10 protein-coding genes are annotated in these 11,976 nt (G+C 43.3%); 3 read left to right on the top strand and 7 right to left on the bottom strand.

Annotated features, from left to right (window positions below; all coding sequences use genetic code 11):
- Positions 1-11 precede the first annotated feature (11 nt).
- The gene (glgB, locus tag MKY52_RS29015; protein WP_341055270.1) at positions 12-1,949 is read right to left on the bottom strand and encodes a 1,4-alpha-glucan branching protein GlgB; all 1,938 of its coding nucleotides are present in this window, start codon (positions 1,947-1,949) and stop codon (positions 12-14) included.
- A 216-nt stretch (positions 1,950-2,165) separates the two neighbouring features.
- Between glgB and MKY52_RS29020 the strand changes: the two genes are divergently transcribed.
- Positions 2,166-3,389: a glucose-1-phosphate adenylyltransferase gene (locus MKY52_RS29020; RefSeq protein ID WP_341055271.1), complete on the top strand. Its 1,224-nt coding sequence runs from the start codon at positions 2,166-2,168 to the stop codon at positions 3,387-3,389.
- A 196-nt stretch (positions 3,390-3,585) separates the two neighbouring features.
- On the opposite strand, the gene MKY52_RS29025 is transcribed toward MKY52_RS29020, so the two are convergent.
- The 6 genes from MKY52_RS29025 to MKY52_RS29050 all read right to left on the bottom strand — a co-directional run bounded on the left by MKY52_RS29025 (position 3,586) and on the right by MKY52_RS29050 (position 10,089).
- Positions 3,586-4,644, bottom strand: coding sequence for a GNAT family N-acetyltransferase (locus MKY52_RS29025; RefSeq protein WP_341055273.1), 1,059 nt, complete (start codon positions 4,642-4,644; stop codon positions 3,586-3,588).
- A gap of 11 nt (positions 4,645-4,655) precedes the next feature.
- Positions 4,656-6,113, bottom strand: a complete 1,458-nt coding sequence (locus MKY52_RS29030) for a sensor histidine kinase (RefSeq protein WP_042188776.1) — start codon at positions 6,111-6,113, stop codon at positions 4,656-4,658.
- Complete coding sequence (locus MKY52_RS29035; protein WP_042128265.1) at positions 6,110-6,808, bottom strand: response regulator transcription factor; 699 nt, start codon at positions 6,806-6,808, stop codon at positions 6,110-6,112. The genes MKY52_RS29030 and MKY52_RS29035 overlap by 4 nt, the downstream gene beginning before the upstream one ends.
- Positions 6,801-8,090 (bottom strand): hypothetical protein, encoded by a 1,290-nt coding sequence (locus MKY52_RS29040; protein ID WP_341055275.1) that lies wholly within the window; start codon positions 8,088-8,090, stop codon positions 6,801-6,803. Before MKY52_RS29040 ends, MKY52_RS29035 begins: the two co-directional genes overlap by 8 nt.
- A gap of 28 nt (positions 8,091-8,118) precedes the next feature.
- Positions 8,119-8,844 carry a phosphonate ABC transporter ATP-binding protein gene (locus tag MKY52_RS29045; protein WP_076283562.1) on the bottom strand — a complete coding sequence of 242 codons (726 nt, stop codon included), beginning with the start codon at positions 8,842-8,844 and terminating at the stop codon, positions 8,119-8,121.
- A 90-nt stretch (positions 8,845-8,934) separates the two neighbouring features.
- Entirely contained in the window at positions 8,935-10,089 is a 1,155-nt protein-coding gene (locus MKY52_RS29050; RefSeq protein ID WP_076283781.1) for an MFS transporter, read from the bottom strand.
- A gap of 162 nt (positions 10,090-10,251) precedes the next feature.
- Here MKY52_RS29050 and MKY52_RS29055 point away from each other — a divergent pair, with 162 nt between their 5' ends.
- Entirely contained in the window at positions 10,252-11,169 is a 918-nt protein-coding gene (locus MKY52_RS29055) for an ArsR/SmtB family transcription factor (RefSeq protein WP_341055277.1), read from the top strand.
- A 36-nt stretch (positions 11,170-11,205) separates the two neighbouring features.
- Positions 11,206-11,952, top strand: a complete 747-nt coding sequence (locus tag MKY52_RS29060) for an HAD family hydrolase (RefSeq protein ID WP_341055280.1) — start codon at positions 11,206-11,208, stop codon at positions 11,950-11,952.
- Positions 11,953-11,976: the final 24 nt, after the last annotated feature.

Here is an 11,976-nt window from a genome sequence, read left to right on the forward strand (position 1 = left end):
CGTTCTTTAATCTATGACTCATTTGCCTCTTTACTCTTACCCACTCGTGACGTTTTCTTAAACACCAGGAAGCTAAGAGGCGGTAATGTTAGCTCTATACTGTTCACCTGATTATGCCATTCTAACTTTTTGCTCTTCTGAGGCAAGTTGTGTATACCCGAACCTCCGAACGCTACATCTTCCGAGCTAAAAAGTTCTTCATAAGTCCCTGAACGTGGAACCCCTATACGATACTGTTGACGCTGGACAGGTTGAAAATTGATGATAAACAGCAACGTATCTCCAGGCTTCTTGCCTTTACGCAGATATGAAATTACGCTTTGTTCATTGTCATCTGCATCAATCCATTGATAACCCTCTTGGGAATGATCAAGCTCCCACAGGGCTTTCTCCGAGCGATACAGTTTATTAAGTGCAGCAGTGTAAGCTAGCATACCACGATGGCTGTCATAGTCCAGCAGTAGCCAATCCAGCTGCTCTTGATCCTTCCATTCGATAAATTGACCAAATTCTCCTCCCATGAACAGAAGTTTCTTTCCGGGATGGGATATTTGATAACCGAGCAGTTGCCTAAGTCCTGCGAACTTCTGTTCATAAGAACCGGGCATTTTGTCCAGTAACGACTTCTTGCCATGTACAACCTCGTCATGTGATAACGGTAATGCATAATTTTCGGCATAAGCATAACATATTGGAAATGTTAATAAATTATGATGATGAGTTCGCCCCCAAAAATCATGTTCTATGTAGCCCAAGGTGTCATTCATCCATCCCATATTCCATTTGTAGTTAAAACCGAGGCCACCTTCATGAGCTGGCGCTGTAACTCCCGGCCAAGCACTAGATTCTTCTGCCATCATTAATGCCTTAGGAAAATACTGAAATATCGCCTTATTCAGGTTCTGAATAAACTTAATGGCTTCTAAATTCTCCAGACCACCATTCACATTACGTCGATATTGATGAGCTTGTTTCTCAAAATCGAGACGTAGCATACTGGTAACCGCATCTACACGCATCCCGTCAATATGATAATACTCAAACCAAAAGAGTGCATTAGAAATGAGGAACGAAGAAATCTCAGGCTTGCTAAAGTCGAACGATAGGGTTCCCCATCCTGGTTTTTCCGCTAACATTGGATCTGCATATTCATAAAGTGGCGAGCCATCAAACATTCTTAAACCGTGTGCATCTTTTGCAAAATGGGCCGGAACCCAATCCAAAATGACACCAATTCCAGCTTGATGCAAATGATCGATTAAATACATCAACTCATGGGGTTCACCATATCGGCTCGTAGCCGCAAAATACCCCGTCCCTTGATAGCCCCATGACAAATCGTATGGATGCTCAGCAAGCGGCATAAACTCAACATGGGTATAACCCATTTCCACCAAATAAGGAATTAATAATTCACTCATTTCCTGATAGCTGTAAAATTCCCCATCTTCTTTTTGACGCCAAGTTCCAAAATGCATCTCATAAATGTTCATCGGTTGATGATATGGAGCTTTACTCTTTCTCCGCCATGCAGCATCTCCCCAACGATAACCACTGAGATCCGTAACAACGGATGCAGTCGCCGGTCGAACCTCAGCTTTGAAGGCAAAAGGATCCGCTTTTAGGAAGCTGGAGCCATCACTGGCAACAATCCTGTATTTGTAAAAAGTTCCCGGCTGTATTCCCGGAAAAAAACGACTCCAAAATCCTGAATCGGGTATCTTATATAACGAGTCCATGTCCTGCGTTCCATCCCAGCCATTATGATCACCAGCTAGTCCTACATATGTCGCATGAGGAGCCCACACGGTAAAGCGCACGCCCGTAACGCCTTCTTCAGCGGCAGTGTGCGCACCCAGCATAGAATAGCTGCGATAATTGGTGCCCTCATGGAACAAATAAATATCAGATGCTGACGGAAAGGTATCGATTGTTGCTTTTTCAGCCAATTCTACACCACCTTTTTTGAATGCTTGTACCTATTACATTACCCGAATATTACCATTTTGAAAATGATTTGATGTGAAAACAAAAGATTTTCTGATAAAGAAATATTAATTGTAATTTTTCTTTTTACACAGCAATATACTTCACCTATGTCGTTTCAAGTGCTTGTCGTGAGTTTATATATCAAGCATTGACAAAATAAATGGGAGGGATAACAAATGAATAACAAAAAAGATTGTATCGCCATGCTCTTGGCAGGAGGGGAAGGCCGCAGATTGGCTCCCTTGACTTCCAGTATGGCTAAGCCTGCAGTCCCTTTCGGTGGACAGTATAAAATTATTGATTTCCCACTAAGTAATTGTGTAAATTCTAAAATTGATACAGTAGGTGTCCTGACGCAATATGAAGCTGAATCCTTACATGAACACATCGGTGAAGGTGAACCTTGGGGCTTACATAGTCAAAAGGATAAAGGTGTCACCCTACTTCCTTCCGGTGTTGAAGGCAGAGATAGCTATACAGGAACTGCTGATGCAATTTATAAAAACATTGAGTATATCGATAGCCGCAATCCAGAACATGTTCTCATTCTATCCGGTGATCATATTTACCATATGGATTACCGCAAAATGTTGGATTACCATGTAGAGAAGGCTGCAAAAGCCACCATCTCCGTAATGGAGGTGCCTTGGGATGAAGCTAGTCGTTTTGGAGTGATGAACGTAAATGAAGAACTAAAAATCTCTGAGTTTGCGGAAAAACCAAAAGTACCTAAAAGTAATTTAGCTTCTATGGGTATATATCTGTTTGAGTGGGCTTATCTGAAGGAGCACTTGTTGCGGGATGCAGCTAATCCGAATTCCAGTCATGACTTTGGTAAAGACGTTATACCAACGATGCTTGATCAGAATGATGATTTATTCGCTTACCGCTTCAAAGGATACTGGAGAGATGTAGGTACTGTGGGTAGTCTCTGGGAAGCACATATGGATCTTCTGCAAAAAAACAATGGCATGAAGCTCGACAAAGCTCATTGGCCGATGTATAGCCGGAGTCGCCGGACTAAGCTTGCTGTTCATAAACCACGTGTTCAGATTCCATCAACGGACTCTCTCGTGAATGAATTCTGCACGCAAGAAGGCAGCTTGCAACGTTCTGTAATCTTCAATGGTGTGGAAATTGGAAAAATGAGCCAAATTAAGCAAAGCGTTATTATGCCTGGCGTTCGCATCGGACGTGGAGTACAGATCGAAAATGCCATTATTGGCGAAGGCGCCATTATTAAGGATGGTGCTGTCGTCAAGGGAAGTATTAATAATATTGTAGTTGTTGGGCCCAATGAGACCGTAGCTCCTAAGCCAGCGGTTCGAAACCAACCCTCCCGTCTGTTTCAGGATGTTTATGAGAAGACAGGACGTCTACGGGAAGTTCTCCCTTCATAAAAACCATTATATATAAAAATACTTTATCAAGCAAAAACGCCTTCGGCGTCCCATATGGACGGTAAGCGTTTATGCGAGAAATATAAGGATAATGTATAGTGTGAAACTTATATATTCTTATATTTATAAAAAGGGGCTGTTGTCCTGGTCGAACATGACCAGAGCAACAGCCCCTTCGGTTGTTAGAAGATAACCTTTATGATTCATGGAGCGCTAACCATTCTCGATCTAAAATACTCATTTCCACACAATCTACATATTGCTCCCCAAACAGCGCTGATTCGCGCTCTACACCCTCCCGCTTAAAGCCCAATGCTTCATAGGTTTTCAGGGCAACGGTGTTGAAAGCAAAAGCTCCCAGAGAAATACGATGCAGATCCAAGCTCTCAAATCCGATTCGGAGCATTTCATTCATCATCCTTGTTCCAAAGCCTCTACCCTGATAATCAGTGTCTACTACTACTCTGCCAATACGTGCAGATCGATTCGCCCGGTCTATGGCTGAAAAACTGATGTGTCCCACGACCTGCTGAGTAGCTTCATGCACCGCACAGAAAATAAGGCGATCAGAATTCGCTGGATGATTAGCCCCATCTAAATACTCAGTAAACTGGTCATCGTCAAGAGGAAAAGTTAGTGAAGGTCCAGCCCATTGCTTCAGATACTCAGGTGAGACACTCCATCGTTTCAGGTGCTCAAAGTCCGATTCAGAAATAAATCTAAGAATCAGACGATCGGAATCAGGTTGTTCCTCAAAATGCTCATACAGGTTCACTAAACGACCATTTCCCATATCGTTAGTACCCATGTAATGAAAACCCATGCTCTGATAATAACGATTGAGTTTAATGTTATGTGCGACGGTATCAAATCTGAGTCCTCTGCAGCCAAGTTCTTTGGCTCGCACCGCAGCATATTTAAGCATATGCTGACCAAGTCCCTGACTGCGGTGTGAACCCGCTACAGCTAATCTATGCAAATATGCATAAGACTCATCGTTTTTACTTCCCCAGTATTGAGGATCACTGAATTGTAACGTGAACATTCCAACTACTGCTTCATCGTCAATCGCAAGATAAACATGCCTATCAGCGAAATAGCCTGTGATATCATTCTCGTTAAATTGGCCGGGGGTCCATTGCTTAATCCCATTTCGTTCCATCCAATTTGCTGCTTCCTGCAGCAGCCTCAAGATATCACCAGTCCGATCAGGTTCTCCACGAACGATCCTAATCGAATTCCCCCATACTTCCATTCCCATACCTCCTAGACATCTGATTCAGGTAAAGTAGCTGTTATTTGTGCTACATGATCTGAATTGACTTCAGGCAGCTTCTCAGTAAGTGGCAAGATTACGGTAACTTCAGTTCCACTACCTAGCTCACTTTCCATTTCGAGCTTTCCGTGGTGAAGTTCCACGATTTGTTGTGAGATGGCTAGACCTAAGCCCGTTCCCCCGTTCAACGCATCCACTTGAAAGAAACGGTCTTTCACTCTGGAGATATGTGCTTCACTAATCCCAATCCCACTATCACGAACCATGATAGCAGTCTCTGTAGCCGAAATTCTCTTCGCAGACAATTCTATACTGGACTCCTCATGTGAAAACTTCACGGCATTGTCTACCAGATTCAAGAACACTTGTTTTAGACGATTGGCATCCCCTTTGACATAGATCCCATCTTCACATTCAAGAAGCAGGTGAATCCGTTTCTTCTCCGCCTTGGCCCAAATATTAAGTATAGTCTCCTGAAGTAACACTTTCACGTCAACAATCCCAATGGACAGCTTCATTTGGTTCTGCTGCAGCTTTGAAAAGTCTAGAATCTCCTCTACTAGACCAATCAAGCGTTCACTTTCTTTGGAAATGATGCTGACTCCAAGCTTCGTCTCCTCCGGATCATAGCCACCAGATACCAAGGTTTCACTCCAGCCCTTGATACTAGTAAGGGGTGTCCGAAGCTCATGTGAAATGGACGAGATGAAATCATCCTTAATCTGATTACTGCGCACAATTTCCTGAGCCATATAATTCAGCGTTGAAGCCAAGTCACCGATCTCAAATTTGTAATTCCCCTTAATCCGCACATTAAATCTACCCTTTGCCATTTGGGCTGAAACCGCCGTAATGTTATTGAGCGGCTTTACGATTGAATTGGCAAGTCCGAAGCTGAACACGATAACAACAGCCATAACAGCTGCGCCTATACCAATTGACAGTAACGTAAGATTAAGCAAATCGTTGTTGATGCCCTCAAGTGAAGTAAGATATCTTAGAATATACGTATCACGTCCGTGAACCTGCAGCATCTTGGACACAGCCATAACACTCTCGTTAGTACCACTCTGGCGTCCTACCCAGCGGCCAATACTGCCCCCTACCGCTTCAGGGACGTCACTAGTTGTAATCGTACGATCAGGCTGAAAACCGGTCGAACTGGTAATCATGTCACCATTCATGGTCAATACTTCTAGCTCTGTATTGGGCAGCTCAAATCTATCCAGCAGTACTTGCAGCTGATTCGAGTTGTTATCGCCATCTAGCTCGTATTTATGAAAAAACGACTCTGCCGTGGTAATGTGATTTTTCATCTTGCTATATACACTGTCATAATAATACGTTCTGATGGCAAGCAGGAAGATAACTTCTACGAGGAGAAGCGCCAAAAAAACTACAAGAATGTAGTGTAGAACAATTTGTCTGCGCATCCCCTTCTTAATCATTGTACTTGGCCTTTCCATCTATATCCGTGTCCCCACACCGTTTGTAAAAATTCTGGCTCTGACGGATTATTCTCTATTTTTTGACGCAAACGACGAATATTCACATCCACAATTTTGGGATCACCCATATACTCCTTGCCCCACACATGATCCAGCAGAAGATCGCGGCTGAGCGGTGTATTTTCTTTTTCGAGGAAGAATTGAATCAACGAAAATTCCGTTGGCGTCAGTTCAATCGCTTCATTATCACGTTTAAAATGTTTGGAAATAAGATCCAAGGTAAATGGCCCTGATACGAATGAAACTTTCGCTGACTGTTCACGATGAACGTTCACTCGGCGCAGCAAAGATTGAATTCGAGCAATCAGTTCTGTCGGGCTGAATGGCTTGCTAACATGGTCATCCGCTCCTACAGACAATGCATACACTTTATCTTGCTCTTGAACCTTGGCTGTCAGAAAAATAATACCCAAACGCTCATTGGTTTCTCTGACCCGTCTACATACTTCAAATCCATCAATACCCGGAACCATTACATCCAACAGAGCGATATCAATATCAGGGATCGTGGTTAGCTTGTGAAGAGCTTCATGCCCATCCGCAGCCTCTATCACTTCGAACCCATTACGCTTCAAGTTAATGACAATAAAACTACGAATGGACTCCTCATCTTCCAGTATCAGTACTTTACTCATCTATTCCCTTCCTTTCTATAGGGGAAGCAATTTTATTGCTTCCTTCCTTTGTTGTACTTTGTTCTAACTTACCGCGGTAGGCGATGACCTTGTCTGCATCACGTGCAAGCAAATCCCAACCGTCATTTTTTACGCGATCCCATTCTGAAGGAGAAAAGAAGGAAACCTCAGCAACCGTCTCACCGGTATCTGACATGATAAACTTAAGGTTCTTATCCAGAACCGATTTCGTATCAACTGTCACCTTTCCATGCCATTCCGGAGAAAAATTAATATTGAATCGATCCGATGGATCATGATATAGCTGGGTTGCGAAGGTCAGACCTTCTTTCCCATCCCATTTATAATAGGAGGTAAAGTATGGAATTTCAGCTGGATCGAAATACTCCCATCCTTTAGGCGCCTCAAGCAATCCAATTTCAATAATGCCATCATGATCAATATCTTCACTTGCAATCCGACGATCTTTATAAGTCCGTGCATCGCCCGGTAATACCACACGCAGCTTGTTATTCTCCATAACGACAATAGAGGTATAGGCTGATTGGGAATCCACCGCAGCATCCAATACGATTCCTTCTTTATTCTCTGAGATTTTTCCTGCAACAATATTGTAATAATTATTAAAATAAGGATCGATATTATCAAGCTTATCGAGAACCTTAAAGCCATCATTGTACTGATAGACCGAAATGGTTGCAAATTCATTTCTTTTAAAGTAAACAACGGTTATGTCTTCAATTCCATCCCCATTAAGATCATCAATCATATATTTTGTATAAGGATGTGAAAGCACTTCTTCTAATGTTCCGCTGGAATAGCTATAGACGACAAGACCCTTTTCTTCACCTTGTGAATAGCCGGTAACAATTTCAAGCTTCCCATCACCCGTCATATCCTTCAAATCTACCGACTCCAGCACAGACCCGTCGCCATCGAATACAAGTTTCTTGACCCAAGTGTCGCCCTGTTTCTCCAGTATCATCCCGTGAATCTGTACGGCTTCACCTGGAGTCCTATAGAACACTAACGTCTCCATAACTCCATCCTTATTGAGATCCTCAGTAAAGATGGTACTATCATCGTCATTGGTCGGACGAATCAACGTGGAACCTGCTGGCTTAAGTGAATTAATAGCAGCCATAAGTGTTGCTTTGTCAGCAGACAATTGTGGGGATTTCATCTTAGAAACAGGATCACTGATGAAAGTACAACCCGACAGCATGGATAACGTCAGCGTTGCGGCTACAAAGCACCTAAGACTTCTCATATTCAACTTCATCACTCTTTTCCTTATCCGTGTCCTATATTTAAAGATTTGCACGTTCTTGGAACGTTAATCTACGCCCCTTTATATCATGCTTAATTCTGCCATCTTCTAGTACCCATAGACGCGTAGCAAAACGTTCCGCTAATTCAATCGGTAACACCGTTACAACCGTAAGACCGGTTTCTTTACACAGCTTTCGCAATGTTTCCAAGACACTCTCCGCGGATTTAGGATCTAATCCCGTAACCGGTTCATCCGCTAAAATCACTTTAGCACCGTGAGTCAACGCTCTAGCAATCGCTACACGCTGCCTTTCTCCGCCACTAAGTTGACTTGTCTTCATCTTCGCCTTATCCAGGAGGCCAAGGGCGTCCAGTTCATCCATTGCACCCATATAATCATCTGAACGTACCATCCCAGTGACCATTCGCCATAACGGCGTTTGTGAAGACTGGCCGATCAGTACATTTTTCAATGCAGTACGGTTAGGATTGAGCTCTGCATTCTGCTCCAGGTATGCCCACTCGCGGCGGATTTTTCTTTTACCTGTAAAGGCACTCGCCATTATATCTGTACCGTCCACTCTAAAATTCCCTCTATCCCACTTCTCACGCAGCGCTAAACAGCGCAGTAAAGTGGTCTTACCGCTACCGCTAGCTCCAAGTATTGCTACGAACTCACCCGGTTCTAATTGAAACCCTATATCCTGTAGAACTGGATTCTTATCTTCCCCAACTGCCTTGGCTAAGTGTTCAACTGTGATCATAGTTCAGCCTCTCCCTGTCTTTATCTATAATCTATAGTGTACTCTGAAAGCCAGATGAATTTCCATGCGAGCACTCGTTCTTATCTTACCTCAAATTTTTTGCCGTGGCGAGAAAAATAACCCAAGCAATCCGAAGGCGATATATAAAGCGCCCATCAAGCCGAAAATCCCCCCGCCCCAGCCGACTTGCATGAGCAAACCGCCGATACCTGGACCTATAATACTGCCTATACTAAAATGAAAAGAAGCAACCACATTTGCAGCAGGCAGTAAATGTCGTGGTAAAATATCCGCAGCCAGACTAAGCCCTAACGAGAAAAAGGAGCCTACAAGTCCACCAGCAATCATCAACAGCACCATAGTCACTTTGAAATGGTCACCTGCTAATGGCAGTAATGCGAAGGCAATCCCGCCTCCAATCCCAGTAAGAATCAATACCTTCTTTCGACCAAAACGGTCGCTCCACAGCCCTAGCGGGAATTGTAACAGCAGTCCTCCAATGCCCGCAAAAGGCAATAAGGCTGCAATTTGATCCGTGCTGTATCCGATCCGGAGGCCATACACTGGAAAATTACTGTTTAAACTTGCTTCCATGAAACCATATAGGAGTGCAGGAATTAAAGCGAACCACGCTAGACTGTAACAACGTCCAAACCGGCGTACCTGACTTTCTCCACTCTCAACTTTATCTGGACGTGAATCCGGAAGCATTGTAACGGCTAGTATTAGGACCAGCAAAAAAAGAAAAGCTAAAACAATAAAGGGTGTTGCCTGACCAAAGCGCAGCAGACTAATTCCAAGTGGCCCCAAGCTAAAGCCCAGGCCGTAGGACATCCCATACAGGGAAAGATTTCGTCCGCGATGCTCGGCAGGTGTCATTAGCAGCACCCATAGCTGGGCGGCATAATTGATAGCTGCATCACCAACACCTACAAGTAGACGTAACACAAACCATATTTTGATTCCAGGAAAAAAGGGGAATAAAAGCAAGCTTACTAAGACTAAGCTTATCCCGCCAGCAATCAATTTTTTGAATCCAATCGCTCCGAGAACTCTTTCAGCAATCAAGGTCATTCCGAATGATCCTATGTATAAAGCAGCTGCATTAAGTCCATTAAGCGAAGAGGAAACTCCTTTCTGCTCCAATAGAATGGATAATACGGGAAGCAGCATTCCTTGGCTGAGTCCAGCCGCTATAGTAGCGGTAATAAGAATCATGAAATTCATTTTGCTGTTACTTCGAATAGATAATTTTGGCCGGTCTGACACAGATGATATCCCCCTATGATTAATAACGCTAATTTGTTCTAACGCCAATTGGCAAACACCGAACATTATAGTGGACAACCCTCTTCAAAACAAGAGATAATATGAAGATGTTACGGATTTCCTGGGGGTGCATGAGACATGGAGTACGAATTAAAGATCGACGTATCGCCGGTTTATGAACTGCTGGACAGTTTTATGTTATATGTAACTAGAAAATGGATCTCCAATTTGGACATTGGTCCCCACTGGATAAGTGATGTGGAAGATCGCATTTCTCCTCATAAGGTAACAGCTTTAATGCAAGCCGCCGAGTGGCCTTTTACGGATTATGATGTGCTATATGCCTGGGTTTACATTCGAGGACCCGCAACTTCAGTGCAGCATTTCTTAGATGATCTGGATTCAGCCTCCATAGAAGAATGTTATCAGCAAATCGCTCCGCTCATTGAGGAGTTTACGATTGAAGATGCTTTTCGGATTCGGAGCAGCTATAGTCCACTCTTGCGTCTCTGGTATGAGCAATACTTCCGCCATGTGGAGCACAAAATATTACCGCTATTAATTGAAGATGCTTCTGAGAAAAAAATGCTTGAAAGCAAAATGGACCCCATTTCTCTAATTGAATACGCATCTGGCGGTGTAGTTTTCGAGGAGATCACGGATCTAAAGACGATTGTATTACTACCAACTGTTCATAATCGTCCGATTAACACCTACTGCTTCTACAAAACCATGGTGATCGTACAATATCCTGTAGATGTACCTTTAGAAGACGAAAATGAACCACCTATGGTGCTTTTGCGCATGACTAAGGCACTATCCGACCCCACCAGACTTCGATTGCTTCGCTATGTCGCACATGAACCCAAGTCGTTGTGGGAGATGCAATCTGATCTTAATCAATCCAGAGAAATGCTGATGCATCACCTTATGATTCTACGAGTAGCCGGCCTACTCCGCATCCATCTTAGAGGTGAACAAGATGAACGTTTCAGTATTCGCCCTGACGGCGCATCAGAGCTTCAAATGTTCCTAGAGTCTTATATTTATCTATAGAACACTATACAGATACAGATCCAAGGAGTGAGAGATATGAAATACATGACACAACAGGTGATTTTCGATCTAGATGATACACTGGTCCACTGCAACAAATATTTCGATCTGATTTTAGGGCAATATTTTGAGCTAATGACTGATTGGTTTAACGAATTTGGCCCAAGCACCAGTGAATTACGTGATAAACAAATAGAAATTGACGTGCACACGGTCAACACAAGTGGTCTTGCCAGCGATAATTTCCCTAAATCCCTAATCGCTACCTACCGCTATTTCTGCGCCAAATATAATCGTCCGACGGACCGTTTTCAAGAACAACAGTTACACAAGCTTGGATTAAGCGTCTATGATCAAGAAATCGAAGCTTACCCTGGCATGGTTGAAACGCTGGATACTCTGAAGCAGGATGGTCACCATTTATTCCTGTATACAGGTGGAGACGATACGATCCAACAACGTAAAATTGAGCAAATGAAGCTTGATGCTTACTTTGATAACCGGATCTATATTCGTCAACATAAAAATGTTGAGGCACTTGAAAATATTTTGACTACGCAAGGCTTTGACCGCAAACGCACCTGGATGATTGGTAACTCTTTACGTACAGATGTACTTCCGGCAGTAACCGCAGGCATTAACAGTATCTATCTGAAGCAACAGAATGAATGGAGCTATAACCTTATTGAACTGGAGCAAGAAATGCAACAAGCAGTGAAGACCATTTCCTCCATCCATGAGGTGCCTCCTGTTATTCGTACTGCTACCCTGCAGAAACTCTAGGTGCAAAGTAACCTCAGACATTGT

The sequence above is a fragment of the Paenibacillus sp. FSL P4-0184 genome, from assembly GCF_038004625.1.
Classification (GTDB): domain Bacteria; phylum Bacillota; class Bacilli; order Paenibacillales; family Paenibacillaceae; genus Paenibacillus_AQ.

Excerpts from the sequence above, each read along its gene's own strand:
- MKY52_RS29045 (WP_076283562.1), bottom strand. The coding sequence starts at position 8,844 with ATGATCACAGTTGAACACTTAGCCAAGGCAGTTGGGGAAGATAAGAAT.
- MKY52_RS29060 (WP_341055280.1), top strand. The coding sequence starts at position 11,206 with ATGAAATACATGACACAACAGGTGATTTTCGATCTAGATGATACACTG.
- MKY52_RS29055 (WP_341055277.1), top strand. The coding sequence starts at position 10,252 with ATGGAGTACGAATTAAAGATCGACGTATCGCCGGTTTATGAACTGCTG.
- MKY52_RS29035 (WP_042128265.1), bottom strand. The coding sequence starts at position 6,808 with ATGAGTAAAGTACTGATACTGGAAGATGAGGAGTCCATTCGTAGTTTT.
- MKY52_RS29025 (WP_341055273.1), bottom strand. The coding sequence starts at position 4,644 with ATGGAAGTATGGGGGAATTCGATTAGGATCGTTCGTGGAGAACCTGAT.
- MKY52_RS29020 (WP_341055271.1), top strand. The coding sequence starts at position 2,166 with ATGAATAACAAAAAAGATTGTATCGCCATGCTCTTGGCAGGAGGGGAA.
- MKY52_RS29030 (WP_042188776.1), bottom strand. The coding sequence starts at position 6,113 with ATGATTAAGAAGGGGATGCGCAGACAAATTGTTCTACACTACATTCTT.
- MKY52_RS29040 (WP_341055275.1), bottom strand. The coding sequence starts at position 8,090 with ATGAAGTTGAATATGAGAAGTCTTAGGTGCTTTGTAGCCGCAACGCTG.